This window comes from Pseudundibacterium arcticum, assembly GCF_042646465.1.
Lineage (GTDB): Bacteria > Pseudomonadota > Gammaproteobacteria > Burkholderiales > Burkholderiaceae_D > Undibacterium_A > Undibacterium_A arcticum.
In genome coordinates this window covers 60,216-84,705 of the sequence record NZ_JBHRTP010000008.1, presented here as the reverse complement: position 1 = coordinate 84,705, position 24,490 = coordinate 60,216, and the positions used below count along the sequence as shown (strand labels likewise).

At 57.9% G+C, this 24,490-nt stretch carries 25 protein-coding genes; 21 read left to right on the top strand and 4 right to left on the bottom strand.

Going from position 1 to position 24,490, the window contains the following annotated elements:
• Positions 1–12: 12 nt before the first annotated feature.
• From ACFOFO_RS03360 to ACFOFO_RS03335, 6 genes are all read left to right on the top strand, one after another.
• Entirely contained in the window at positions 13–468 is a 456-nt protein-coding gene (locus ACFOFO_RS03360) for an FKBP-type peptidyl-prolyl cis-trans isomerase (protein ID WP_390326239.1), read from the top strand.
• A 102-nt stretch (positions 469–570) separates the two neighbouring features.
• Positions 571–1,536 carry a 4-hydroxy-3-methylbut-2-enyl diphosphate reductase gene (ispH, locus tag ACFOFO_RS03355; RefSeq protein ID WP_390326236.1) on the top strand — a complete coding sequence of 322 codons (966 nt, stop codon included), beginning with the start codon at positions 571–573 and terminating at the stop codon, positions 1,534–1,536.
• A 699-nt stretch (positions 1,537–2,235) separates the two neighbouring features.
• Positions 2,236–3,165: a branched-chain amino acid ABC transporter permease gene (locus tag ACFOFO_RS03350; RefSeq protein WP_390326234.1), complete on the top strand. Its 930-nt coding sequence runs from the start codon at positions 2,236–2,238 to the stop codon at positions 3,163–3,165.
• Between the two features lie 11 nt (positions 3,166–3,176).
• Positions 3,177–4,385, top strand: coding sequence for an ABC transporter permease subunit (locus tag ACFOFO_RS03345; RefSeq protein WP_390330848.1), 1,209 nt, complete (start codon positions 3,177–3,179; stop codon positions 4,383–4,385).
• Between the two features lie 9 nt (positions 4,386–4,394).
• Positions 4,395–5,165: an ABC transporter ATP-binding protein gene (locus ACFOFO_RS03340; RefSeq protein WP_390326230.1), complete on the top strand. Its 771-nt coding sequence runs from the start codon at positions 4,395–4,397 to the stop codon at positions 5,163–5,165.
• Positions 5,165–5,887 carry an ABC transporter ATP-binding protein gene (locus tag ACFOFO_RS03335; protein ID WP_390326228.1) on the top strand — a complete coding sequence of 241 codons (723 nt, stop codon included), beginning with the start codon at positions 5,165–5,167 and terminating at the stop codon, positions 5,885–5,887. Before ACFOFO_RS03340 ends, ACFOFO_RS03335 begins: the two co-directional genes overlap by 1 nt.
• A 127-nt stretch (positions 5,888–6,014) precedes the next feature.
• Here the strand turns inward: ACFOFO_RS03335 and ACFOFO_RS03330 are convergent, their stop codons facing one another.
• Complete coding sequence (locus ACFOFO_RS03330; RefSeq protein ID WP_390326225.1) at positions 6,015–6,326, bottom strand: YkvA family protein; 312 nt, start codon at positions 6,324–6,326, stop codon at positions 6,015–6,017.
• 217 nt (positions 6,327–6,543) lie between these two features.
• A complete protein-coding gene (locus tag ACFOFO_RS03325) occupies positions 6,544–7,113 on the bottom strand; it encodes a phasin family protein (RefSeq protein WP_390330847.1) in 570 nt (189 codons plus the stop codon).
• 460 nt (positions 7,114–7,573) lie between these two features.
• Between ACFOFO_RS03325 and ACFOFO_RS03320 the strand changes: the two genes are divergently transcribed.
• The 3 genes from ACFOFO_RS03320 (at position 7,574) to pbpG (ending at position 10,106) form a co-directional block, all read left to right on the top strand.
• On the top strand, positions 7,574–8,026 hold the full coding sequence (locus tag ACFOFO_RS03320) for an acyl-CoA thioesterase (protein ID WP_390326224.1): 453 nt from the start codon (positions 7,574–7,576) through the stop codon (positions 8,024–8,026).
• On the top strand, positions 8,010–8,753 hold the full coding sequence (locus tag ACFOFO_RS03315; RefSeq protein WP_390326221.1) for a nitroreductase: 744 nt from the start codon (positions 8,010–8,012) through the stop codon (positions 8,751–8,753). Before ACFOFO_RS03320 ends, ACFOFO_RS03315 begins: the two co-directional genes overlap by 17 nt.
• Before the next feature lie 243 nt (positions 8,754–8,996).
• Entirely contained in the window at positions 8,997–10,106 is a 1,110-nt protein-coding gene (pbpG, locus tag ACFOFO_RS03310; RefSeq protein WP_390326218.1) for a D-alanyl-D-alanine endopeptidase, read from the top strand.
• Positions 10,107–10,412: 306 nt separating this feature from the next.
• On the opposite strand, the gene ACFOFO_RS03305 is transcribed toward pbpG, so the two are convergent.
• Positions 10,413–11,204, bottom strand: a complete 792-nt coding sequence (locus ACFOFO_RS03305) for an IclR family transcriptional regulator (RefSeq protein ID WP_390326215.1) — start codon at positions 11,202–11,204, stop codon at positions 10,413–10,415.
• A 213-nt stretch (positions 11,205–11,417) separates the two neighbouring features.
• On the opposite strand from ACFOFO_RS03305, the gene ACFOFO_RS03300 reads away from it, so the two are divergent.
• The 3 genes from ACFOFO_RS03300 (at position 11,418) to ACFOFO_RS03290 (ending at position 14,368) form a co-directional block, all read left to right on the top strand.
• On the top strand, positions 11,418–12,155 hold the full coding sequence (locus ACFOFO_RS03300; protein ID WP_390326214.1) for a (Fe-S)-binding protein: 738 nt from the start codon (positions 11,418–11,420) through the stop codon (positions 12,153–12,155).
• A gap of 9 nt (positions 12,156–12,164) precedes the next feature.
• A complete protein-coding gene (locus tag ACFOFO_RS03295) occupies positions 12,165–13,595 on the top strand; it encodes a LutB/LldF family L-lactate oxidation iron-sulfur protein (protein WP_390326212.1) in 1,431 nt (476 codons plus the stop codon).
• Positions 13,596–13,972: 377 nt separating this feature from the next.
• Positions 13,973–14,368: a diacylglycerol kinase gene (locus tag ACFOFO_RS03290; protein WP_390326210.1), complete on the top strand. Its 396-nt coding sequence runs from the start codon at positions 13,973–13,975 to the stop codon at positions 14,366–14,368.
• Positions 14,369–14,664: 296 nt separating this feature from the next.
• Here ACFOFO_RS03290 and ACFOFO_RS03285 read toward each other — a convergent pair whose 3' ends face one another.
• A complete protein-coding gene (locus ACFOFO_RS03285) occupies positions 14,665–14,898 on the bottom strand; it encodes a hypothetical protein (RefSeq protein ID WP_390330846.1) in 234 nt (77 codons plus the stop codon).
• Between ACFOFO_RS03285 and urtA the strand changes: the two genes are divergently transcribed.
• The 9 genes from urtA to ureC all read left to right on the top strand — a co-directional run bounded on the left by urtA (position 14,897) and on the right by ureC (position 24,162).
• Positions 14,897–16,150, top strand: a complete 1,254-nt coding sequence (gene urtA / locus ACFOFO_RS03280; RefSeq protein ID WP_390330845.1) for an urea ABC transporter substrate-binding protein — start codon at positions 14,897–14,899, stop codon at positions 16,148–16,150. The two genes, ACFOFO_RS03285 and urtA, sit on opposite strands and share 2 nt — an antisense overlap.
• 247 nt (positions 16,151–16,397) lie before the next feature.
• On the top strand, positions 16,398–18,008 hold the full coding sequence (gene urtB / locus ACFOFO_RS03275; RefSeq protein WP_390326208.1) for an urea ABC transporter permease subunit UrtB: 1,611 nt from the start codon (positions 16,398–16,400) through the stop codon (positions 18,006–18,008).
• Positions 18,009–18,034: 26 nt separating this feature from the next.
• On the top strand, positions 18,035–19,150 hold the full coding sequence (gene urtC / locus ACFOFO_RS03270) for an urea ABC transporter permease subunit UrtC (protein ID WP_390330953.1): 1,116 nt from the start codon (positions 18,035–18,037) through the stop codon (positions 19,148–19,150).
• Positions 19,147–20,019: an urea ABC transporter ATP-binding protein UrtD gene (gene urtD, locus ACFOFO_RS03265; RefSeq protein ID WP_390326206.1), complete on the top strand. Its 873-nt coding sequence runs from the start codon at positions 19,147–19,149 to the stop codon at positions 20,017–20,019. Before urtC ends, urtD begins: the two co-directional genes overlap by 4 nt.
• 11 nt (positions 20,020–20,030) lie before the next feature.
• Positions 20,031–20,729, top strand: a complete 699-nt coding sequence (gene urtE, locus ACFOFO_RS03260) for an urea ABC transporter ATP-binding subunit UrtE (RefSeq protein WP_390326203.1) — start codon at positions 20,031–20,033, stop codon at positions 20,727–20,729.
• 7 nt (positions 20,730–20,736) lie between these two features.
• Positions 20,737–21,642 carry an urease accessory protein UreD gene (locus ACFOFO_RS03255; RefSeq protein ID WP_390326202.1) on the top strand — a complete coding sequence of 302 codons (906 nt, stop codon included), beginning with the start codon at positions 20,737–20,739 and terminating at the stop codon, positions 21,640–21,642.
• A 130-nt stretch (positions 21,643–21,772) separates the two neighbouring features.
• Positions 21,773–22,075, top strand: coding sequence for an urease subunit gamma (gene ureA / locus ACFOFO_RS03250; protein ID WP_390326200.1), 303 nt, complete (start codon positions 21,773–21,775; stop codon positions 22,073–22,075).
• A gap of 24 nt (positions 22,076–22,099) precedes the next feature.
• Positions 22,100–22,432, top strand: coding sequence for an urease subunit beta (locus tag ACFOFO_RS03245; RefSeq protein ID WP_390326198.1), 333 nt, complete (start codon positions 22,100–22,102; stop codon positions 22,430–22,432).
• The gene (gene ureC, locus ACFOFO_RS03240) at positions 22,429–24,162 is read left to right on the top strand and encodes an urease subunit alpha (protein WP_390326196.1); all 1,734 of its coding nucleotides are present in this window, start codon (positions 22,429–22,431) and stop codon (positions 24,160–24,162) included. The genes ACFOFO_RS03245 and ureC overlap by 4 nt, the downstream gene beginning before the upstream one ends.
• Positions 24,163–24,490 lie beyond the last annotated feature (328 nt).

Genomic DNA, 24,490 nt, shown 5'->3' with positions numbered 1-24,490 from the left:
TCCAGTCCGTTCATGTCACCATCCACTGTTCCGGTCGTCTCCGAAGGCGCCTATCTTACTTTGCATTACCGGCTGGCGTCGATGGCCGGCGATAATATTATTACAACTTTTCAGGCCAGCCCGGCCACGCTGCAGCTCGGCAACGGCCAGTTGGCGCCATTCCTCGAAACCTGTCTGATCGGCCTGCCGGAAGGCGCCCACCAGAGTTTCGTGCTGACGCCGGAGCAGGCCTTCGGCCCGCGCAACCCAGAGCTGTTGCAGCGCGTCACGCGCGCCACGCTGGACGAAAACTCCGCACGCGACGCCGAGTACAAGATCGGTGATCTGGTCGACTTTGCGGCGCCAGGCGGCGGTCGCTTCGCCGGCATCCTGCGCGAGATCAATGACGGCGACGCCTTGTTCGACTTTAACCATCCATTGGCCGGACAATCGCTGACGTTCGAAGTGAAAATTATCGGCGTGCTCTGATCGGCTGCGACGCGCCACAGACCGCCTGTGTATGAATCGGGCCGCACCGGCGACCGGCGCACCGGCGGGCCGGGCGGCAATGGAAGGATGTAAGGAATAACCATGCAACAAACAACTCAGGAATCCATAGCCAAGGAAATCGTGCTGGCGCAACCGCGCGGCTTTTGCGCCGGCGTTGATCGCGCGATCGAGATCGTCGAACGCGCGCTGACGCAGTTCGGCGCGCCGATCTATGTGCGCCACGAAATCGTGCATAACGCCTATGTGGTCAATGACCTGCGCAACAAGGGCGCGATTTTCATCGAAGAACTGGCCGATGTCCCGGCCGGCAATACCGTGGTGTTTTCGGCGCACGGCGTATCGAAAGCGGTGCGGATCGAGGCCGACGCGCGTGGCCTCAAAGTGTTCGACGCCACCTGTCCGCTGGTGACCAAGGTGCACATGGAAGTGGCCAAGATGCGGCGCGAAGGGCGCGAAATCGTCATGATCGGCCATGACGGTCATCCCGAGGTCGAAGGCACGATGGGCCAGACCGACGAAGGCATGCATCTGGTCGAAACGGTCGACGATGTCGCGCGGCTGCAGGTACGCAATCCCGCGATGCTGGCCTTTGTGTCGCAGACCACCTTGTCGGTCGACGATACCATCGACGTGATCGCGGCCTTAAAGCGCAAGTTCCCGAATATCGCCGAACCCAAGAAGGCCGATATCTGCTATGCCACCACCAACCGTCAGGAGGCCGTCAAGTTCATGGCGCCGCAGGTGGACGTGGTGATCGTGGTCGGTAGCCCGAACAGCTCCAACTCGAACCGCTTGCGTGAAGTGGCCGAGAAGAAGGGCACCAGCGCCTATATGGTCGACAATGCCGCGCAAATTGATCCTGCCTGGCTGCAGGGAAAATCCCGGATCGGCGTCACCGCCGGCGCGTCGGCGCCGGAAATCCTGGTGCAGGCGGTGATCGACCGCCTCAAGGAATGCGGCGCGAAAAGCGTGCGCACGCTGGAGGGCGTCGAAGAACACGTCACTTTCCCGATGCCGAAGGGCCTGCACGGCGCGTCCGCCAGCTGATCGGGCGCGGCCCGCCTTTCTACCCACCATCGCCGCTGCTGCTGACCCGTCCCCCGGGCGTGCGGCGGGCGCGCTTCCCACGCTCGTTCGGTCAGCACGGCCGCGCGGTGCGCGCCGATGCGCCGCAGTTCGCCTTCCCGCCGGCCAATAGCCATCGCGCCGACAGACTCCCTCGTGGGGCCGCGTTGCGTGCGCAAAAAATTATATTCAGAATATTGCGGCAATTTCCATTCATAGTTTTTCGACTTCTTCGTTATGATAGGCGGCGCCAAATTTTGCGGGGCTTGACCCATAGCAAAGACAGGTGTCCGCGTTCGATGAATGTGGTTGTACGAATCATAATCAGCAGAGTACTATGCTCTGAGAACCACTAGGTTCGCCAAGTCCACAAGATTTGTGCGCTGAATCAACTTCGGGAAAATCCCCGGCAGTTTTTAATGGTTACGTGCGCGCAACTAACAAAGACATTTATCTAACATCTAAATGTTTAAAAAAATTAATCAGGAGACGTAACATGTTGCACTGCAAACTCAATTTTGCCACTCAATTAGTCATGACCGTTCTGGTCGGATAATCAGCTTTTCAAACGAACGGCACCCCCATCCATCTGGCCAGGGTGCCGTTTTAGTATAAAAAATGTTTTTGCGCTGCAGTGACGTCGCGCAACGACACGAGATGACTTAAACAGAGGGCGAAAATATGGATACATTTATCCAACAAATGATTAACGGAGTGGTGCTGGGCAGCATGTATGCGCTGGTCGCGCTCGGTTACACGATGGTGTACGGGGTACTGAACTTGATTAACTTTGCGCACGGCGATGTGCTGATGATCGGCGCAATGGCCGGCCTGACGATACTGAAAGTGGTGCAGAACGTAGCGCCCGATTTGCCCGGTATCGTCAAACTGGCCATTGCGATCATCGGCGCGATCCCGGTCTGCGTCATCGTCAATGTGATCATCGAACGCGTCGCCTACCGGCCGCTGCGCAATGCGCCGCGGCTGGCGCCGCTGATCACCGCAATCGGTGTCTCGCTCTTGCTGCAGACTTTCGCGATGATGATATGGGGCCGCAGCCCGCTGCCGTTCCCGCAACTGATGCCGTCCGAATCGCTGCATATCGGCGGTGCGCTGATCTCGCAGACCCAGGTAATGCTGCTGGTACTGGCCACCGTCTCGATGGTCGGTCTGGTGTTGCTGGTTGAAAAGACCAAGATGGGCCGCGCCATGCGCGCCACCGCCGAGAACCCGCGGGTGGCTGGCCTGATGGGCGTCGATTCGAACAAGGTGATCGTCGCCACCTTTGCGATCGGCGCCGCGCTGGCTGCCGTGGCCGGTGTGATGTGGGGTGCCAACTATGCGTCGGCTCAGTTTGCGATGGGCTTCCAGCCCGGCCTGAAAGCGTTTTCCGCTGCGGTGCTGGGCGGTATCGGCAACATCTATGGCGCGATGCTGGGAGGCATTGTGCTCGGCCTGATCGAGAGCCTCGGCGCCGGTTATATCGGCGACCTGACTGGCGGTTTCTTCGGCAGTAACTATCAGGATATTTTTGCATTCATCGTGCTGATCATCGTTTTGACGCTGCGTCCGTCCGGCATCATGGGCGAACGCGTAGCTGATCGCGCGTAAAGGAAATCACTATGATTAAACTATTCGATACCAAACAAAATCCCGCCAAGGCCTATGCCAGTATGGCCGTGTTCGGCATCCTGCTGATCGTGTTCCCGTTCTTCGCCGGCCAGTTCGGTAACTCATGGGTCCGCATCATCGACTTCGCGCTACTGTACATCATGCTGGCGCTGGGACTGAACGTCGTGGTCGGTTTCTGCGGCTTGCTCGATCTCGGTTACATCGCATTCTATGCGCTCGGTGCCTACATGACGGCGTTGCTGGCGTCGCCGCAATTTGCGGTGGTGCTGGAATCGTTCGTCAATCAATATCCGGTCGTCGGCAACTTCCTGTTGTGGGTGTTCGGTGCTGAAATTGCGCAAACCGGTATCCATCTGTCGGTCTGGTTCATCGTGCCCCTCGCGGCCGCGTTTGCCGGTATGTTCGGCGCGCTGCTCGGTGCGCCGACCCTGAAACTGCGCGGCGATTATCTGGCGATCGTGACCCTCGGCTTCGGCGAGATCATCCGTATCTTCATGAACAATCTGAATGCGCCGGTCAACATCACCAATGGCCCGCAAGGGGTGAACCTGATCGATCCGATCCGTATTTTTGGCGTGTCGCTGGCCGGCAAGCAGGGTTCGCACGCGACGGTCGTGATCGGCAATTTTTCGATGCCGTCGGTGACTGCGTATTACTTCCTGTTCCTGTTGTTGTGTCTCGCGATCATCTTCGTGACGGTGCGTCTGCAGCATTCGCGACTCGGCCGCGCCTGGGTCGCCATTCGCGAAGACGAAATCGCCGCCAAGGCGATGGGCATCAATACCCGCAACGTCAAACTGCTGGCATTTGCGATGGGTGCATCGTTTGGCGGTATCTCGGGCGCGATGTTCGCATCGTTCCAAGGCTTCGTGTCGCCGGAATCGTTCGCGCTGACCGAATCGATCGCGGTGTTGACGATGGTGGTGCTGGGCGGTATCGGGCATATCCCTGGCGTGGTGCTGGGCGGCCTGATTCTGGCCTCGTTGCCTGAGGTGCTGCGTCACACGGTGGAGCCGGTACAGATGGCGATCTTCGGCCACGTGCTGATCGACGCCGAAGTGCTGCGCCAGCTGTTGTACGGTCTGGCGATGGTGCTGATCATGCTGAATCGCCCGGCTGGCTTGTGGCCTGCGCCCAAGCATGAGGACCGACCCGAGGCCGCAATCAAGGCCACGACTACTGTCACCGCTTCGATTTAAGGATTCTTCATGAGCGAACAAATCATTCTTAATATCGCCGGCGTCAACAAGCGGTTCGGCGGTTTGCAGGCGCTGTCCAATGTCAGCGTCAAGATCACCAAGGGCCAGATCTACGGCCTGATCGGCCCGAACGGTGCCGGCAAGACCACGTTCTTCAACGTGATCACCGGTCTGTACCAGCCTGACACCGGCTCCTTCGAGCTGGCCGGCAAGCCGTATTCACCATCGGCACCGCACGAGGTGGCCAAGGCCGGCATTGCCCGCACGTTCCAGAACATCCGCCTGTTCAGCGAGATGAGCGCGGTCGAAAACGTGATGGTCGGACGCCACGTGCGCACCCAACAGGGCGTGTTCGGCGCCGTGTTCCACCACAAGGCCGCGCGCAAGGAAGAGCAGGAGATTCGCCAACGTGCGATGGAGCTGCTCGATTTCGTCGGCATCGCAAAATTCGCCGAGCGTACCGCGCGGCACCTGTCGTACGGCGATCAGCGCCGTCTCGAAATCGCGCGCGCATTGGCGACCGACCCGCAGCTGCTGGCGCTGGATGAGCCGGCCGCCGGCATGAACGCGACCGAGAAGATGGCGTTGCGTGAATTGCTGGTCAAGATCAAGGCAGAAGGCAAGACGATTCTGCTGATTGAACACGACGTCAAACTGGTGATGGGCCTGTGCGACCGCATCACCGTACTCGATTACGGCAAGCCGATCGCGGAAGGCGTACCGGCAGACGTGCAAAAAAACCAGGCAGTCATCGAGGCATATTTGGGAGGATCGCACTAATGACTCAAAGCGTACTGAAAATCAGCGGCCTGAAGGTCGCGTACGGCGGCATCCAGGCGGTCAAGGGCATCGACCTCGAAGTCAACAAGGGCGAACTGGTCACCCTGATCGGCGCCAATGGCGCCGGCAAGACCACCACGCTGAAAGCGATCACCGGCACCCTGCCTGACTGCAAGGTCGACGGCGACATCCATTATTTGGGGAAGCCGATCAAGGGCACGACCTCGTTCCAGCTGGTCAAGCAGAACCTTGCGATGGTGCCGGAAGGCCGTGGCGTATTCACGCGCATGAGCATCTACGAGAACCTGCTGATGGGCGCCTACGTCCGTGACGACAAGGCCGGCGTCGAAGCCGATATCGAGAAATGGTTCGGCGTGTTCCCGCGTCTGAAAGAGCGTGCGGCGCAGATGGCCGGTACCCTGTCCGGTGGCGAGCAGCAGATGCTGGCGATGGCGCGCGCGCTGATGAGCCATCCGGAGCTGCTGCTGCTGGACGAGCCGTCGATGGGCCTGTCACCGATCATGGTCGAGAAAATCTTCGAAGTGGTGCGTAACGTGTCGGCCCAGGGCGTGACCGTCCTGCTGGTCGAACAGAATGCGAAACTGGCGTTGCAGGCGGCGCATCGCGGCTATGTGATGGATTCCGGTCTGGTAACCATGAGCGGCAACGCGAAAGACATGCTGGACGATCCACGCGTCAAGGCGGCGTATCTGGGAGAGTAAGCGGACAGCAGGCACCGCTCCGATCACGGACCGGTGCCTGGTTCAAAAAAACGCCATGCACGGGCAACCGGCATGGCGTTTTGTCATTCAAGCAGTGAATAGTCACACCGGCGATGATCCGCCGGTATCAGGTGCCGGCGCGCCAGAATTTCCATTTCGACAGCAAACGCCCGACCGTTGGCTCGGCATGCGCCAGCACCGGTGGTGGCACCAGCTTCAGTAGCGCCGGAATACCAAAGCTCAGGATCACCACATCGTCGATCCAGCCCAGCAGCGGGATCGTGTCCGGCACCAGATCGATCGGGCTGATCGCATACAGCGCCAGCAACACCGCGCCGAACTTGACGAACCAGGGCGTGGCAGGATCGCGACAGCAATACCACAGCAGCAACAGGTCGCGACCGACGACTTTCAAAATACGACGCAAGCGTGACAGCATGGCAAGCTCCTGGTGGCATCAGACGACAATGCAAGATCGGGTCTGCCGCAAGAGGGCAGGCGCGTAGCATCCATGCATCGCCTAAATTGATGGACCAATTCTGAGGCCGGACGTTCGCCACGCGCAAAAAAAATGCCCCGATTCATCCGGGGCATGACAACAGTACCGACGACTGGCAGGGTTCGGTCGCTCGGCAACCGCACCCTGCGCTACAGCATTATTTCTTGGCAGCGGCGCGTGGCGTTGCTTTTTCAGCCGCTTGCGAGAACTGGTTCACGGCGGTGTTGAAGTTGGCTTCCAGCGCCTCGACCGCTTGCTTGGTGGTCTTGGTCAGTTGTTCGTAGCCGGCGCTAGCGTTGCCGATAGTCGACTTCAGGATGGCGACGGCATTTTCCGAACCTGCTGGCGCGTTCTTGGTCACGTCTTCGATCAGCGACAGCACCTTGCGGTTGGTCTCGGAAATCTGCTCTTCGGCAGCCTTGGTGAACTCGGCTTGTGCGCTCGAAGCGATGCTTGCCAGATGGCGGCCGTAAGCCAGCGCCTTTTCGGCATTCGGCTGGGCGTGCGCAGTGGTCAGCGAGAAAAATTCTTGTGGATCTTTGGCGGCCAGGATCTGCTTGGCGGCAATGGTCGACTCTTCCAGCGAAGTCTTGGCAGCGTTGATGTTCAGATCGACCAGTTTTTCGACGCTTTCGAAAGTCTTGTTGGTCAACGAAGTCAGCAACGCGAGCTGGGCTTCAAAATTGGCTTTGGTGGCTGCAGAAAATTGTTCTGGGATGGTAAACATAGAGTTCTCCTTTAAGGGTCAACAAGTACCGCAAAATCGGTCTGGATGTGCTTGCACTGGGTCAGCACTGTTTTGGTGCGTTGCAACAAGTCCTATTGTAGTGGCGCGATTTATAATGTCAAGGTTTTTTGTGCGCTGCACCAAATGAGTAACAAGCAAGATTGGCGCTGGTTAATTTTCATCGTCATTAACCAATTCTCAGATGACATATTTTTTTGATATGCCATGGGGTATATTGTCACCATCAAATAACAGTAAGGCTGAATACTGGTCGTGTTATGGGAGTATTTTTATCCGGGGGCGCCTGGCTAACCGCCTGGTGCCCGGCGCACACCAATTGGCCCGAAGGCGATCGGAGCTACCGTGAGTGATGCAAAGGGTAATGATTTACTGCACAATATCCTTGGCGGTCTGATCAGCCATAAGGCGCGCTGCCGGTGCCATCGAGGGAGATGAATTGATGCGGACATTGATTAAAAATCGCAGTGCATTCAAGCACTTTCATCCGATCACGACGCGCTGGAGCGATAACGACGCCTACGGTCACGTCAACAATGTCGTGTATTACAGCTGGTTCGACACGGCCGTAAACCAGTTCCTGATCGTCAATCACGCGCTCGACATCGAACATGGCGCGCTGATTGGACTGGTGATCGAGACCCAGTGCAATTATTTTTCATCGTTCGCATTTCCCGATCCGGTCAGCGTCGGCATCTGCGTCGGCCGGCTTGGCAATTCAAGCGTGCGCTACGAGATCGCCATCTTCCGGGCCAACGATGACATGGCAGCGGTGCAAGGGCATTTTGTGCACGTATATGTCGATCGCACCAGCCGCCGGCCGGTACCGATTCCCGCAAGCATGCGGGAACTATTGCAATCCATTCAGGGGGAACCACATGACGACAAGCGCTGAACATCCGCAGCACCCACATGCCGCGCCAACGCTGATTGCGACCGCCGAACAAAAAATCGTCGACGCTGCAATCACGTCGCGCCGCTCGATCCGCGCCTTTCTGCCGACGCCGGTGCCGCGTGAAGAAATTGAGAAGATTCTGGAAGTCGCCGCGCGCGCGCCATCGGGCACCAATACCCAGCCGTGGAAAGTCTATGTGCTGACTGGCCAGGTCAAACAGCAGTTATCCGACGAGATCATAAAGACGCACAATGATCCGGCGCTGGCCAGCCAGCACACCGAGCACTATCACTACTATCCGCGGCAATGGTCGTCGCCATATATTGACCGCCGCCGCAAAGTCGGCTGGGATCTGTACGCGCTGCTCGAACTGACGCGCGACAACAAGAGCGGCATGCACGCCCAGCATGGCCGCAACTACCGCTTTTTCGATGCGCCGGTCGGCCTGATATTTACCATCGATCGTGTGATGGAACAGGGCTCGTGGCTCGATTACGGCATGTTCCTGCAAAACATCATGGTCGCCGCACGCGGCCGTGGACTCGACACCTGTCCGCAGGCGGCATTCACCCAGTATCACAAGATCATCGGCCAGGTACTGCAGTTGCCCGACAACGAGATGGTGGTGTGCGGCATGTCGCTGGGTTACGCCGATCTGGAGCGCATCGAAAATTCACTGATCACCGAGCGCGAATCGGTGCCCGGCTTTGTCAAGTTCATGGATTAGCGCAATTAGCGCCACAGCTGGGTTCCCTGCCGAAGATTGATCCCCGTCAAGATTTCCATGTAATTTTCTTGCAAAAATACATTAATGGATTGAAATTATCTATATGGAAATTAAAGTGTAAATAGCTTAACAACGCGCAGAAAGTTGTTGAGTTATCGGCGCTAAGTGCTTAATTCCCTTGCGATTTTTAGGCGTTTTGCTAAACTGCAATTTTAACCCTCCGCAAGAATCAGGGAGTCACTGATGTTCAAATCCGCCTTTGGCGTGGCCTTATCGCTTTTGTTTGCTTTGGGCACCATACCGGCTATCGATGCCGCGGCTGCGACCAGCACACAGGAGAGCGCGAAAAGCTCCGGCCACGCCAAACATAAAGGCCGGCATCACGCCGCTGCGCCGCAAGGCGCCGGGGTATCGCTCGACGCACATGAGAAACTCGTGCGCAAGGTGGTCTACGTACACGGCAAGCGCAAGCTGATCTATCAACGTGTCGCGCTCGGCCCCGTCATTCCAGCGGTGCCGCCGGTATTGACTGCGGGCGACATTGCTGGCCTGAATCTGACGCGCGATCCGCTCGATCTGAAATCGAGCGTCGCGCTGGTCCTGGACCAGTCCAGCTCCAAGGTCCTGTTCGAGAAGAATTCCAGCGTTGCGCTGCCGATCGCATCGATCACCAAGCTGATGACCAGCGTGATCGTGGTCGAGGCGAATCAGAACATGGACGAACTGCTGGAGATCACGGAAGAAGACGTCGATCACGAAAAGAACAGCGGCTCCCGGCTACGTGTCGGCTCGCAGCTGACGCGCGCCAACATGCTGCATATCGCACTGATGAGTTCCGAAAATCGTGCCGCGTCTGCGCTCGGCCGCAGCTATCCGGGCGGCCTGCCGGCGTTCGTGGTCGCGATGAATGCGAAAGCCAAGGCGCTCGGCATGCTTGACACCCACTACGTCGATTCCAACGGCCTCTCGAGCCACAACGTCGCCAGTGCGCGCGACTTGGCCAAGCTGGTCATCGCCGCGCAAAAATATCCGATCATCTGCCAGTATTCGACCGACCCGAAATACGTGGTCGAGACCGGTGCCGGTGGCCACGCGCTGCAATACGCCAACACCAACCACCTGGTCGCCAGTCCGGGCTGGGAGATCGGTCTGCAAAAAACCGGCTACATCAACGAAGCCGGGCGCTGCCTGGTGATGCAGGCGATGATCGAAGGGCGCGCCATCGTGATGATTTTCCTCGATTCGAAGGGCAAGCAATCGCGCCTGGCCGATGCCGGTCGTATCCGCAAATGGCTGGTCGGCGCCACCCCGCAGGCGGTGGTGCGCAATGTGGCTGAGGTGCCGCAGAGCTGATTCGTGCAGGTCGGCGGATCAGGCCGGCTGATTGCGGTCGATACGATTAAAAAAATGGCGAACCGCGGTTCGCCATTTTTTTTGGATCGCTTGATTTTTGCGCGCGTCGATTGCTGCGTCGTGACGACCGACGAATCATCGCCGGCACGCTGTGGTCGGTTGCCGCCAGCTGCGCAAGCGCACCCCGCGAGCGTTTCCGACGCCTCAAGCGCCTCCCAACGCAATGTAATACTGGGGTGTGTATATTTGAATCCGCAATGAAATCATGGGCGCTAGAATAAATTTCGCCCATACTCCCACCAAAACCTATTCTTCGGCGGTCTCGGGCGCATACCCCATGGTGGCGGAAATCTGGTTCGCAGTCTTGATCAGGTCCTCGATCCACTCATCCTGCAGGCGGTCGGCCGGGGCCGAGATCGATAGGCCGGCGATCAGTTTGCCGCTGTCGTCGCGGATGCCGGCGGCCATGCAGCGCACGCCCAGTTCCAGCTCCTCATTGTCGCGCGCGTAGCCGCGCGATCGGACCAGGCTGAGGTCACGTTCCAGCTTGGCCAGGTCGGTGATCGAATTCTTGTTGTGGCCGGCCAGGCCGGTGCGGGTGGCATAGGCGCGTACCGCTTTGGGGTCGTCCACCGACAGGAACAGTTTGCCGGTCGAGGTCAGGTGCAGCGGGCCGCGGCCGCCGATCGCGCGTACCACCTGCATGCCGGAGCGCTCGGAAAACGCGCGGTCGATGTAGACGATCTCGTCGCCCTGGCGCACCGACAGATTGATGGTCTGATTGGTTTTCTTGTGCAGCGCGCGCATGAAATCGATCGCCGCTTCGCGCACGCTGAGCCGGCTCTTGACGATGTTACCCAGTTCCAGCAGGCGCATGCCGAGCCGGTAGGTGCCCGGTTCCACCCGGTCGACGAAGCGGGTGGTGACCATGTCGTTCAGGATGCGATGCGCAGTCGACGGATGCAGGCCCGATACCTTCGACAGCTCCTTCAGGCTGACCGGGTCGGTATAGGTCGCGAGCGCGTCCAGCAGCGATACCATGCGTTCGATCACCTGAATCGAAGTCTTGTTTGAGTCTGGCTTGTAGTCGGTTGTCATAATACCGTTGGTGCAATGCAATAGTGAGGTTATACCACAATGTGAAAAGTTTGTGATTGTACGCTCATTCTAATCGCATCAAATTATGCGATGGCGCTGGGCGCACGCCTAGAAAGCGCCGTGAACGGGCATAATGGCCCTGTTGCCGAGGCAAAACGGGCGCCTGCCTGACTATCCTCGGCCTATGCGATAACCCCACCAGACGAGGACACGATGCGCGTCGGACTGTTTGTCACCTGCCTGATCGATATGATGCGGCCGGAAATCGGATTTTCCGCCTTAAAACTGCTGGAAGCGGCCGGCTGCGAAGTCGTGGTGCCGACCCAGCAAACCTGCTGCGGCCAACCCGGCTACAACTCCGGCGACCGCCAGTCGGCGCGCGACCTGGCCGAAAAATTTCTGAACGAATTCGACGGCTTCGACTACGTCGTGGTGCCGTCCGGTTCCTGCGGCGGCATGATCAAGACCCATTATGCCGATCTGTTCGCCGACGACCCGGCCTTGCGCGGTCGCCTGCAGAGGCTGGCGCCGCGCGTGTTTGAACTGACCGATTTCCTGCACACCGTCCTGAAGATCGCGCAGTTGCCACCGGCCGCGGACAGCGCGTTCCAGGGCAGCATCACCTATCACGACTCCTGCTGCGGCCTGCGCGAACTGGGCGTTGCCGCGCAGCCGCGCGCGCTGCTGGCCAAGCGGTCTGGCGTCACGCTGACCGAGATGGCCGACAGCCGCGCCTGCTGCGGTTTCGGCGGCACGTTTGCGATCAAGTACGGCGCTATTTCGAGCGCCATCGTCGATGAAAAATGCGCGCAGATTCGCGCCTGCGGCACCGATGCGGTGGTGCTCGGCGATCTCGGCTGCATGCTCAATATCGAAGGCCGCCTGCGCCGCAGCGGCGACGACAAGACTCGCGTGCTGCATGTGGCACAGGTGCTGGCCGGCGACTGCTAGAGGATAACAATGCAAGTACAAAGCATGCACTTCAAGGCCCGCGCCGGCGAACGCCTGGCCGATCAGCGGCTGCAAACCAATCTGAAAAAGCTATCGACGAAATTCGTCACCGGCCGCGCCTCCGCGATTCTGGAGCTGGACGACTTCGAAGGCACGCGCGACGCCGCCATCGAACGCCGCATGCGCGCGATCGAGAATCTCGACGTCTGGCTGGCGATCTTTGAAACCGAAGCGACGCGCCGCGGCGCTACCGTGCTGTATGCCGAAAGCGCGGAAGATGCATCGAAGCTGGTGGTCGAGATCGCCAAGAAACACGATGTCAAGAAAGCCATCAAATCGAAGTCGATGGTGTCGGAAGAAATGGCGCTGAACCACGCGTTGGAAGCGGCCGGCATCACCCCGATCGAGACCGATCTCGGTGAATATATCCTGCAGATCAACGACAACGAGCCGCCATCGCACATCATCGCGCCGGTGGTGCACAAGGACAAGGAAGAGATTTCCGACCTGTTCGCGCGGGTTCATCACAAGCCGCGCCTGACCGACATCGCCCAGATGACGCGCGAGGCGCGCGAGGTATTGCGACCACAGTTCCTGTCGGCCGACATGGGCATTACCGGCGGCAATTTCATCATCGCCGAAACTGGCTCGGTCGCGATCGTCACCAACGAAGGCAACGAGGGCATGTGCACCATCCTGCCGCCCAAGGTGCACGTGGTCGTGACCGGCATCGAGAAAGTGCTGCCGACGCTGGAAGACCTGGCGACCGTGATGCGCCTGCTGCCGCGTTCGGCCACCGGGCAATCGATCTCGAATTATTTTTCACTGCTGACCGGGCCACGTGCCGCGGGCGAGCAGGACGGACCGGAACACATGTATTTCGTGCTGGTCGACGGCGGCCGCACCGGCCTGATCGGCGGCGAGTTCCAGGACATGCTGCGCTGCATCCGCTGCGGTGCCTGCATGAACCACTGTCCGGTGTACCAGAAAATCGGCGGCCACAGCTATGGCTGGGTCTATCCGGGACCGATGGGCAGCGTGCTGACGCCGGCCTATGTCGGCTTGGAACAGACGCTCGATCTGCCGCAGGCGTCGACCCTGTGCGGCGAGTGCCACGTAGTCTGCCCGGTGAAGATTCCGCTGCCCGACCTGTTGCGCAAGCTGCGTGAAAAACAGTTCGAGCGCGATCTGCGTCCGCGCTACGAGCGCTTCGGGCTGCGGTTATGGGCCTATTTCGCCAAGCGACCGGCGTTGTACCACGTCGCCACCAGGATCGGCGTGCGTGCGCTGCGGATCATGGGTGGCAGCAAGAAATCGATTTCCAGCATACCGTTCGGCGGTGGCTGGAGCGCTCAGCGCGAGATGCCGGCGCCGTCCGGCAAGACCTTCCGTGAGTTGTATCGGGAACGTGGGTCACAGCCGCGCGGATCGGCGAAATGACGATGCGAAGGATGAGCCGATAAAGAGCCAGGCCGAAGTCGGCAGCCGGAAGTCGTACGTTCGATCAGCGACAGAACCCGAACAACATCGTCCCTGCGAACGCACCGGAAGCCGTACTTTCGATCAGCGACAGAACCCGACAAACGTCGTCCCTGCGAACGGTGAAGCAGGGAATTCGGACAGCATGCTGTCCGCCTGCGTAACGGTCTGCGCTTGCAAGCACAGATGCGCCCTGCAGGGGGGCGACCCAGCGTCGTCCGTAGCCACCCACCACCGTCTCCAGGAACCAGCAACTGCCCAAATGACGTAGATCGAACAGTGCCGCAAGCTCCGCGTAGCCTTCGCTGTAGACAATTTCAACCAAATACAAAGACCGCATGACCGAACAAGAACAACCCACCAGCGAATTCAAAAGCAAAAGCGGCCTCAAGCGCATCTTCGCCGCCTTTTTCTATTCGATCGACGGCTTCAAATCGGCCTGGAAGAACGAACACGCATTCCGCCAGGAACTGGCGCTGGTAATCACCGGCAGCATCGTCGCGCTGCTACTGCATGTGTCGCCGTTCGAAAAACTGATCCTGATCGGCGTTCTGGTGCTGGTGCTGATCGTCGAACTGCTCAATTCGGCGATCGAGGCAGTGGTCGACCGGGTATCGCTGGAACGCCATTCGTTGTCCAAGAACGCGAAGGACTTCGGCAGCGCGGCGGTGTTCCTGACCTTTGCGTTGGCTGCTGCGGCTTGGGTGGTAATTTTGTGGCCTTTGTTCGCATGAAATTAGATTTGATCTGGCACGATTGCTCGGTCCAGGCGCAACCAAGCGGCTTTTGAAACATCGCAGTCTGGACCAGAAGCAGGTGTTGGCCGTCCGCTTGCTCTCGCTTGCATCGGCTGGCGTTGTTCCCAACCGCAGCTATACCCTCAGCTTAGGGGCGCGGGCACACCGCAGTTCGTCGTAGGCCGCCGCGGCCATCCCATGCATTGCTTGCAGCCATGCGCGTTGATCCCATCTTCTGCGGACATTCTCAATCCCCTGAAATCGTGCTAGAGGAATTGTGTTTCAGGACTTTTTTATGCCTCGCACCGTTTTCGCGCCGTTCCAATGTATAGGGCATCCGATGCAGCGGAAAGATCACCAAAATAAGCAAACAACGCACCAAAATGAGATGCCTCTTGCCGCCCAAAATTTGGCGATGCACTAAATACGGTTGGCACGCATTCTGCTAAGGAATCTGTGCGTCCCAATATTTTTGCAGCTGCTTCTTCTGCAGCCCCTTTCATTTCAACCAGTCCAGGAGCAACCATGTCCCGTCGTACTATTCTGAAAGCAACCGCAGTCGGCGCTTTGACCTTAGCTACATCGTCCTTCGTGACATCGGCATTCTCCGCCGACACCATCAAGGTCGGCATTTTGCATTCCTTGTCGGGCACGATGGCAATCTCCGAGACGTCGCTGAAAGACGTCGCACTCATGACGATCGAAGACATCAACGCCCATGGCGGCGTGATGGGCAAGCAACTGGAAGCGGTCATCGTTGACCCTGCTTCCAACTGGCCGCTGTTTGCGGAAAAAGCGCGACAGCTGATTTCACAAGACAAGGTGGCTGTCGTATTTGGCTGCTGGACTTCGGTCTCGCGAAAATCGACTTTGCCAGTATTTAAAGAACTCAACAGCCTGCTGTTCTATCCGGTGCAATACGAAGGTGAAGAGCTGGAAAAAAATGTGTTTTACACCGGTGCTGCACCCAATCAGCAAGCGATCCCGGCGACCGAATATTTGATGAGTAAAGAGGGCGGTGGCGCCAAGCGTTTTGTGTTGCTCGGTACTGACTATGTCTATCCGCGCACCACCAACAAGATTCTGCGCGCTTTCCTCCATAGCAAAGGCGTGAAAGACACCGATATCGACGAAGTCTACACACCGTTTGGTCACTCCGATTATCAAACCATTGTCGCCAATATCAAGAAGTTTTCAGCGGGCGGCAAGACTGCAGTGATCTCGACCATCAATGGCGATTCCAACGTGCCGTTTTACAAGGAACTCGGTAATGCCGGTTTGAAGGCTACCGATGTGCCTGTCGTGGCGTTCTCGGTCGGCGAGGAAGAATTGCGTGGTGTGGATACCAAGCCATTGCTGGGCCACCTAGCTGCATGGAATTACTTTGAGTCCGTCAAGGGGCCAGTGAATAGCGCTTTCATTAAGCAGTGGAAGGCTTATGCAGTTGCCAAAAAATTGCCTAACGCCAGCACCGTGGTGACCAATGATCCGATGGAGGCGACCTACGTCGGCATCCATATGTGGAAACAAGCCGTTGAGAAAGCAAAATCAACCGACACCGACAAAGTGATCGCCGCAATGGGCGGACAGACCTTCAAGGCACCGTCCGGCTTTACCTTGACCATGGACCCGACCAACCATCATTTGCACAAGCCAGTCATGATCGGCGAAATCAAGGGTGACGGTCAGTTCAGCGTGGTTTGGAAGACCAAAGGCCCGATCCGCGCCCAACCTTGGAGCCCATACATCGAGGGCAACGAAGGCAAGCAAAAAATGTAGTTGGTTCAACTTTGTATCTGTCTGATTAGAACGCCTTATCAGGACTTACACAAAATCACAACGTAGGGTGCGTGATGCGCGCCGATATAGCCATTGACCGTATTTGCGCGCATGGCGCACCCTACAAAATACCTATTTGCGGAAGTCCTGCTTATTTGTTTTCCAGGGGGCTGATTGTACGTGCTGGAGTTTTTTCGCGTAGCGGCTTTTCGCCTGCATTTAGATGTCGGACAGACCAATTCAAATAATGAAAATAAGGCTGATAAGAACCTTGCTCGTGGTCGGCTGTTTATGCGTGCAATCGCTCGTCGCCCACGCCGCGATCGACGCTGCCATGCTAAAACCACTGGCCGGCGATGATCCCGATGCGCGTATCGAAGCGGTCGGCAAGATCGCCGCGCTGGCCAATGAAGATGCCGTCAAAGTGCTGCAGGCGCTCAAGAATGACACGCTGTTCGCGCTCCCGGATGGCAAGATTTTTATTGTCGAAGGCGACCAAGCCTTCGATCCCGTAACCGGGCGGACCGGCGCAGTACCCGAGGGTGCCGATGGCATCACCGTCAATAACCGTTTGCGCGGTGCGGTTGAAGGTGCGCTTTCCGGGCTAAAACTGTTCTCGCACGACAGCAAGCTGCGCATGGCGGCTGCACTCGACCTTCAAAAGACCATTGATCCGGCGCAAGTGCCGTTGATCCGCAAGGCATTTGACAAAGAAAATGACGCCAGCATTAAAGCGGTCTTGCAGTTGCTCATCTCGACCGCCAACTTGCAGGCGCCGGACCCTGCGTTGCGCAAAGCTGCCGCCATCGGCCTGGCCGGGAGTACCAACGCTAACCTGAAGCCGCTGCTGCAAAGAATGCTCGGCAAAAACCCCGATGGCAGCAATATCGAACCGGACGAGTCGGTGCGGGTCGCCGTGGTGGCCACGCTGGGCGAAATCGATAGTCGTTTGCAGCGTACCGAGTTTGTCGGCAATCTGTTTTACGGCATATCGCTCGGCAGCGTGCTGCTGCTGGCGGCGCTCGGTTTGGCGATTACCTTCGGCCTGATGGGCATCATCAATATGGCGCATGGCGAACTGCTGATGATTGGCGCGTACACCACCTACGTGTGTCAGCTCTTGTTCAGGAAATTCCTTCCCGGCGCAGTTGACGCTTATTTGATCGTGGCCTTGCCAGCCGCCTTCATCGTCGCCGCGGCAGTCGGTGTCGCATTGGAACGCACGGTGATTCGCTGGTTGTATGGTCGGCCGCTGGAAACCCTGCTGGCCACCTGGGGCATCAGCCTGATGCTGATGCAATTGGTACGCACGATTTTCGGTGCGCAAAACGTCGAGGTCGCCAATCCATCCTGGATGTCGGGCGGTATCACGGTATTGGGTTCGCTGGTGCTGTCTTACAACCGCATTGTCATCATTTTCTTTGCCTTGTTTGTGGTAATCGCGGTGTGGCTCATCCTCAACAAAACCCGGCTCGGCTTGTTCGTGCGGGCGGTGACGCAGAATCGCCGCATGGCTGATTGCGTCGGTGTCTCGACCGGCAAGATCGACATGATGACGTTCGGTCTCGGCTCCGGCATCGCAGGTTTGGGCGGAGTCGCCTTGTCGCAACTCGGCAATGTGGGTCCCGACCTCGGACAAAGTTATATCGTCGATTCATTCATGGTGGTGGTATTGGGCGGCGTCGGGCAATTGGCCGGCACCGTGATCGCTGCAATCGGCTTGGGCGAGGTGAATAAATTTCTCGAACCCGTCGCCGGCGCGGTGATGGCAAAAATCTGCATCCTGGTATTCATCATCATCTTCATCCAGCGCCGTCCGCAAGGGCTGTTTGCGCTGAAGGGCCGGAGCGTCGAATAATGATCAACTCGCCGTCTGCTGCCCCAATGCAAGCCCGTTTGTTTTCTCGTTCTGCCTGGATTGGCATTGCGGTATGCGCACTGCTCGCCGCGCTGCTGCCCATCCTCAATTTGGGTTTTCCCGATGGTCATGTGCTACACATTTCGAGCTACGCCGTTTCGCTGGTCGGCAAGTTCATGTGTTATGCGTTGGCCGCCTTGGCCCTTGATCTGGTGTGGGGTTACACCGGGATATTGTCGCTCGGCCACGGCGTGTTTTTTGCGCTGGGCGGTTATGCGCACGGCATGTACTTGATGCGTGCGATTGGCCGGGATGGCGTGTATCAAAGCAATTTGCCGGACTTCATGGTTTTCCTCGATTGGAAGACTTATCCGTGGTACTGGTCGATGACCGACAATTTCTGGTATTGCATGGCGCTAGTCGTTTTGGTGCCGGGCGTGCTGGCATTTGTGTTCGGCTTCTTCGCCTTCCGTTCGCGTATCAAGGGTGTGTACTTTTCGATCATCACGCAAGCGATGACCTTTGCGTTCATGCTGCTGTTTTTCCGCAATAACACGGGCTTTGGCGGCAATAACGGCTTTACCGATTTCAAGCGCATTCTCGGCTATAGCGTGACCGCGCCATCGACCAAAGCGGTGTTGTATTTGGTTACGCTGGCGTTCCTGATTGGTGCATTGGTGCTGTGCCGTTCGATCGTCAAGTCCAAGCTGGGCCGCGTGCTGCAAGCGGTACGCGATTCTGAATCCCGTTTGATGTTCATCGGTTATAACCCGCTCTGGTTCAAGCTGTTTGTCTGGACCCTGTCGGCAGTGCTGTGCGGGATCGCCGGCGCCTTGTATGTGCCGCAGGTGGGTATCATCAATCCATCCGAAATGTCGCCTGCCAATTCGATCGAAATGGTGATCTGGGCAGCAGTCGGCGGACGCGGTAGCCTGATCGGCCCGATCATTGGCGCTTTTACGGTGAACGGGTTAAAGAGCTGGTTCACCGCAGCCTTCCCGGACCTGTGGTTATTCGCATTGGGATTGTTATTCATTTTGGTGACACTGTTCATGCAGAAGGGCATTTTGGGTCTGGTGCAACAACTGAATGCCAGACGTCAAATCGGCGACGTCAGCACCGTCAGCGAGGAGACGGTATGAGCCGGCACGCAAATGTGGATGTATTGGCGCCCGGCCAGAAATGCCGTAGTGACGACGAACCTGACGAGCATGGTGACCAAGGCGTATCGTATGGCCGTATCAAGGGTCAAGGTGTTGATACCACCCATGGTGCGATTTTGTACCTGGAAGAGATCACTGTTTCGTTCGATGGATTTAAGGCGCTCAATAATTTGAGTCTGGATATTTCGGTCGGCGAACTGCGCTGCATCATCGGCCCCAATGGTGCGGGCAAAACCACGATGATGGATGTCATCACCGGCAAGACGCGGCCCAGTGCGGGTACTGCCTATTTCGGTCAAACCATGGACTTGTCCAGGATGACCGAATACGACATCGCGCATGCTGGCATCGGTCGCAAGTTTCAGCGTCCGACGGTATTCGAACAACATACCGTGTTCGAAAATCTGGAGCTGGCGATGAAGGTGGACAAGCGCGTCAAACCGACGCTTTTCTCGCGGCTGTCGTCGGAACAAAAGGGCAAGATCGACGAGATACTGAAACTGATTCGGCTGAATGGACAGGAAATTCGCCTGGCCGGTCTGCTATCGCACGGGCAAAAGCAATGGCTGGAAATCGGCATGTTGCTGATGCAGGAGCCGCAACTGATTTTGCTCGATGAGCCGGTGGCCGGCATGTCCGACGCCGAGACCGCGCGCACTGCCGAGTTGCTTAACGAGTTGCGCGGGAAACATTCGATCATGGTGGTGGAACACGATATGGGCTTCGTCACCGAGATCGCGCAACAGGGCAAGGTTACCGTGCTGCATGAAGGTTCGGTGCTGGCGCACGGCACGATGCAACAGGTGCAAGCGGACGAACGCGTGATCGAAGTCTATCTGGGGCGCTAAGGCAAATTACCATGCTGCAAGTGGAACAATTAAACCAGTATTACGGCTCGTCGCATACGCTGCGCGGCGTTTCGCTCGCGGTCGAAAAAGGCCAATGCCTGACTCTGCTGGGTCGCAATGGCGTCGGCAAAACGACTTTGCTCAAATGCCTGATGGGCGTGTTGCCGGTTGCCAAAGGCAGCGTGACGTTGAACGGGCGCAACATCACCAAACTCAAACCACACGAACGCGCTGCCTCGGGTATTGCGTACGTACCGCAGGGCCGTGAAATTTTTGCCCGCCTGACGGTCGAGGAAAATCTCTTGATGGGCATGGCGACCAGGTCCGGAAAAAAGGCATCGGCCATCAAGGGCGAAGTGTATGAACTGTTCCCGGTACTGAAAGAAATGCTGCAACGCCGTGGCGGCGATCTGTCCGGTGGCCAACAGCAACAGCTGGCGATTGCCCGGGCATTGCTGGCAGAACCGCAACTGATCATTCTCGACGAGCCGACCGAAGGGATTCAACCATCCATCATCAAGGATATCGAGCGCGTGATCCGGCTGTTGCGACAACGCGGCGATATCGGCATTCTGCTGTGTGAACAGTACTTCGATTTTGCGCGTGCACTAGCCGATAAATTTGTGGTGCTCTCGCGCGGCGAGGTAGTCGCCAGTGGCACGCATGACCAGATGGAATGTGAGGACGTGAAGCGGCACTTGGCGGTATAGTTTCGGAATGAAACTCAAGGAAGCAGCTGATTTTGCAAATACCGGTCTGCCAGGCACCGATAGGCAGGCTGATTTGCCGCGCGCGTCGACTTGGCAGGCGCGCCTTGTATTGGGTTTTGCCGACGACGCAGGCACCACACGGTTGGTCGAACGGACCCACTTCGGCCCGCTGCGGGTGCAAAAACCGCTGTACCCGGAAGGTGCGCGGGTATGCCACGCGATCGTGGTGCATCCGCCCGGCGGCGTGGTCGGCGGCGATGAATTGGCGCTGGTTGCGAAGGTGGACCAAGCGGCGCATGCTTTCATCACCACGCCCGGTGCCGCCAAATGGTACAAGGCGAATGGCCGCACGTCGCGTCAGGATATCAGGCTGGAAATTGCTGCAGGCGCCAAGCTGGAATGGCTGCCGCAAGAAACCATATTTTTTGATGCAGCGCAGGTTCAATTGACGCAGTCAGTCGCGCTCGGCAAGGACGCCAGCTACATCGGTTGCGAAATATTGTGCTTTGGCCGCACCGCGTCGGGCGAGTCGTTTACCAGCGGCAAAGTGTCACAACGCACCAGCATTCGGCGCGAGAGCAAGCTGATCTGGTGGGAGCAGGGAGTGCTGGCGGGGGGCAGCGGATCCATGCTCAGCCCATTGGGCTTATCTGGGAAGACCGTGTGCGCGACGCTGATTGCGGTCGGCAAGCCGCTGCCGGCATCTTTACTGAACACGATTCGGCAAGAGGTCGACATGCTCAGCGGTAACGACGGTGCTTTCGGCATCAGCCAGTTGAAATCCGTGCTGGTGGCGCGCTATCTGGGCGATTCCAGCGAGATTGCGCGCCGTGCGATGCTGTGCGTGTGGCAGCATGTTCGACCGGACTTGATGGCTTGTGCGGCGGTGGTGCCGCGCATCTGGAATACCTAACATACCTAATGCGCCGGATTACGTAGGCGTAGGTTGGCGCTGAGCTTGCGAAGCCCAAAATTCTGCGCGCAATGTTGGGCTGATAGAGCGTTAGCCCAACCTACAAGGCTACAAAGCTGATGGAGACAAGATGGATCTGACCCCAAGAGAAAAAGACAAGCTCCTGATCTTCACTGCCGGCTTGCTGGCAGAACGGCGCAAGGCACGTGGCCTGAAACTCAATTATCCTGAAGCAATCGCGCTGATTTCCGCCGCCATCATGGAAGGCGCACGCGACGGCAAGACGGTGGCCGAACTGATGTCGGACGGCACCAAAATCCTGACGCGTGCCGACGTGATGGACGGCATCGCCGAGATGATCCCGGACATACAAATCGAAGCGACTTTCCCTGACGGCAGCAAGCTCGTCACCGTCCACCATCCGATCCCATGAACGGTCTTCCATAAAAGGCATCCCATGATCCCAGGTGAAATGCTGCTTGAACCCGGCGACATCGAACTCAATGTCGGAATGCGGACGACCACGGTGACGGTGGCCAATAGCGGCGACCGGCCGATTCAGGTGGGCTCGCACTTCCATTTTTTCGAAACCAATCCAGCTTTGCAGTTTGAGCGCGCGCTTGCTTACGGCATGCGGCTCAACATCGCCGCCGGTACGGCAGTCAGGTTTGAGCCCGGCCAGCAACGCACCATCGAACTGGTCGACCTGGGTGGCGATCGCGTGGTCTACGGCTTCAACGCCAAGGTGATGGGCGCACTCGACAAGGACCTGAAGGGAGCAAAATCTTGAGCAAAATTTCTCGCCAAGCCTATGCCGAGATGTTCGGCCCCACCACAGGCGACCGCATCCGCCTGGCCGATACCGAACTCTTCATCGAGATTGAAAAGGACTTCGCCACCTACGGCGAGGAAGTCAAATTCGGCGGTGGAAAAGTGATCCGCGACGGCATGGGCCAGTCGCAGCGCAACCATGCCGACGTGATGGATACGGTCATTACCAACGCCGTGATCCTCGACCATTGGGGCATCGTCAAAGCCGATATCGGCCTGAAGAATGGCTTGCTCGCCGCCATCGGCAAGGCAGGCAATCCCGACATTCAATCCAACGTCACGATGGCCATCGGCGGCGCGACCGAAATCATCGCCGGCGAAGGCATGATCGTCACCGCTGGCGGGATCGATTCGCATATCCACTTCATCTGCCCGCAGCAGATCGAAGAAGCGCTGATGTCGGGCGTGACCACCATGCTGGGCGGCGGTACCGGGCCCGCCGTCGGCACTGCCGCCACGACGTGCACGCCGGGGCCGTGGCATTTGCATTCGATGCTGATGGCAGCCGACGCCTTCCCGATGAATCTCGGGTTTCTTGGCAAAGGCAATGTCAGCCTGCCCACGCCTTTGGTCGAGCAAGTCAATGCCGGCGCGATTGGCCTGAAGCTGCACGAAGACTGGGGCACGACACCCGCCGCGATTGATAATTGCCTGTCGGTGGCGGACCGGATGGACGTGCAAGTGGCGATCCATTCCGACACGCTCAACGAAGGCGGCTTCCTGGAACACACGCTGGCCGCGTTCAAGGATCGCACCATTCATACCTTCCACACCGAAGGCGCCGGCGGCGGCCATGCGCCCGACATCATCGCAGCCGTGGGGCAGGGCAATGTGCTGCCATCCTCGACCAACCCGACCCGGCCTTACACCGTTAACACGCTGGACGAACATCTGGACATGCTGATGGTGTGTCATCACCTCGATCCGGCGATTGCGGAAGACATTGCCTTTGCCGAATCGCGCATCCGGCGCGAAACCATCGCGGCCGAAGACATCCTGCATGACCTCGGTGCAATCAGCATGATGTCGTCCGATTCGCAAGCCATGGGGCGGGTCGGCGAAGTCATCATGCGCACCTGGCAAACCGCGCACAAGATGAAAACCCAAAGAGGCTGGCTCAGGCCACCTTCCCACGCGAAGTCCGGTTCTGCTGCGCAGGAAAATTCCAGGAATGACAACTTCCGCGCCAAGCGTTACATCGCCAAGTACACCATCAACCCGGCGATCACCCATGGCATTTCGCACGTGGTCGGTTCGCTCGAAGTGGGCAAGATCGCCGACATCGTGTTGTGGAAACCGGCATTTTTCGGCGTCAAGCCATCGATGATCTTGAAAGGTGGCATGATCGCCGCCGCGCAAATGGGTGACCCCAATGCCTCGATCCCGACACCGCAGCCGGTGCATTACCGCATGATGTTCGGTGCCTTTGGCGGCGGCTTGAAAAAATCATTTACCTTTGTCTCGCAAGCCGCCCTCGACCGTGGTATCGGCGAGCAATTGAAGCTGAACAAGTCGCTGATCGCGGTCAAGAATACGCGGCACTTGCGCAAGAGCGACATGATTCACAATGATCTGGCGCCGCAGATGGAAGTCGATCCGGAAACCTATGAAGTGCGTGCCGATGGAGAATTGCTGGTGTGCGAACCGGCCCAGGTGTTGCCGATGGCGCAGCGCTATTTCCTTTTTTGAGGAAAATATACTACGGTATGTATATTTATTTATGTCAATAAATACGTGCGGAAAATGTAGTAAATATGCATATACTCCCATGTTTTTATAAAAATAAGTAATTATTCAGCTCGCTACGAACGCTCCTTCCCCCTGGCAGGGGGAAGGCTGGGATGGGGGTCGAACGGTCGAAATATCGATGCGCTCGATCAAGCTTTGTACCCCACCTAACCCTCCCCCTGCAAGCATGTCCTGAGCTTGTCGAAGGAGAGGAGGGAAAATCAAACGTAATTGAATGCGCATACATAGCAGCCTGAATAGCTATCAAAATAAACTGTTTTATATCGAG

Coding starts and splice junctions, on each gene's coding strand:
- ureA (WP_390326200.1), top strand. CDS start 21,773: ATGGATCTGACCCCAAGAGAAAAAGACAAGCTCCTGATCTTCACTGCC.
- ACFOFO_RS03345 (WP_390330848.1), top strand. CDS start 3,177: ATGATTAAACTATTCGATACCAAACAAAATCCCGCCAAGGCCTATGCC.
- urtB (WP_390326208.1), top strand. CDS start 16,398: ATGAAAATAAGGCTGATAAGAACCTTGCTCGTGGTCGGCTGTTTATGC.
- ACFOFO_RS03350 (WP_390326234.1), top strand. CDS start 2,236: ATGGATACATTTATCCAACAAATGATTAACGGAGTGGTGCTGGGCAGC.
- ACFOFO_RS03255 (WP_390326202.1), top strand. CDS start 20,737: ATGAAACTCAAGGAAGCAGCTGATTTTGCAAATACCGGTCTGCCAGGC.
- urtD (WP_390326206.1), top strand. CDS start 19,147: ATGAGCCGGCACGCAAATGTGGATGTATTGGCGCCCGGCCAGAAATGC.
- pbpG (WP_390326218.1), top strand. CDS start 8,997: ATGTTCAAATCCGCCTTTGGCGTGGCCTTATCGCTTTTGTTTGCTTTG.
- ACFOFO_RS03315 (WP_390326221.1), top strand. CDS start 8,010: ATGACGACAAGCGCTGAACATCCGCAGCACCCACATGCCGCGCCAACG.
- ACFOFO_RS03305 (WP_390326215.1), bottom strand. CDS start 11,204: ATGACAACCGACTACAAGCCAGACTCAAACAAGACTTCGATTCAGGTG.
- ACFOFO_RS03300 (WP_390326214.1), top strand. CDS start 11,418: ATGCGCGTCGGACTGTTTGTCACCTGCCTGATCGATATGATGCGGCCG.
- urtC (WP_390330953.1), top strand. CDS start 18,035: ATGCAAGCCCGTTTGTTTTCTCGTTCTGCCTGGATTGGCATTGCGGTA.
- ACFOFO_RS03290 (WP_390326210.1), top strand. CDS start 13,973: ATGACCGAACAAGAACAACCCACCAGCGAATTCAAAAGCAAAAGCGGC.
- ispH (WP_390326236.1), top strand. CDS start 571: ATGCAACAAACAACTCAGGAATCCATAGCCAAGGAAATCGTGCTGGCG.
- ACFOFO_RS03360 (WP_390326239.1), top strand. CDS start 13: ATGTCACCATCCACTGTTCCGGTCGTCTCCGAAGGCGCCTATCTTACT.
- ACFOFO_RS03325 (WP_390330847.1), bottom strand. CDS start 7,113: ATGTTTACCATCCCAGAACAATTTTCTGCAGCCACCAAAGCCAATTTT.
- ACFOFO_RS03295 (WP_390326212.1), top strand. CDS start 12,165: ATGCAAGTACAAAGCATGCACTTCAAGGCCCGCGCCGGCGAACGCCTG.
- urtA (WP_390330845.1), top strand. CDS start 14,897: ATGTCCCGTCGTACTATTCTGAAAGCAACCGCAGTCGGCGCTTTGACC.
- urtE (WP_390326203.1), top strand. CDS start 20,031: ATGCTGCAAGTGGAACAATTAAACCAGTATTACGGCTCGTCGCATACG.
- ACFOFO_RS03320 (WP_390326224.1), top strand. CDS start 7,574: ATGCGGACATTGATTAAAAATCGCAGTGCATTCAAGCACTTTCATCCG.
- ACFOFO_RS03335 (WP_390326228.1), top strand. CDS start 5,165: ATGACTCAAAGCGTACTGAAAATCAGCGGCCTGAAGGTCGCGTACGGC.
- ACFOFO_RS03245 (WP_390326198.1), top strand. CDS start 22,100: ATGATCCCAGGTGAAATGCTGCTTGAACCCGGCGACATCGAACTCAAT.
- ACFOFO_RS03340 (WP_390326230.1), top strand. CDS start 4,395: ATGAGCGAACAAATCATTCTTAATATCGCCGGCGTCAACAAGCGGTTC.
- ACFOFO_RS03330 (WP_390326225.1), bottom strand. CDS start 6,326: ATGCTGTCACGCTTGCGTCGTATTTTGAAAGTCGTCGGTCGCGACCTG.
- ACFOFO_RS03285 (WP_390330846.1), bottom strand. CDS start 14,898: ATGGTTGCTCCTGGACTGGTTGAAATGAAAGGGGCTGCAGAAGAAGCA.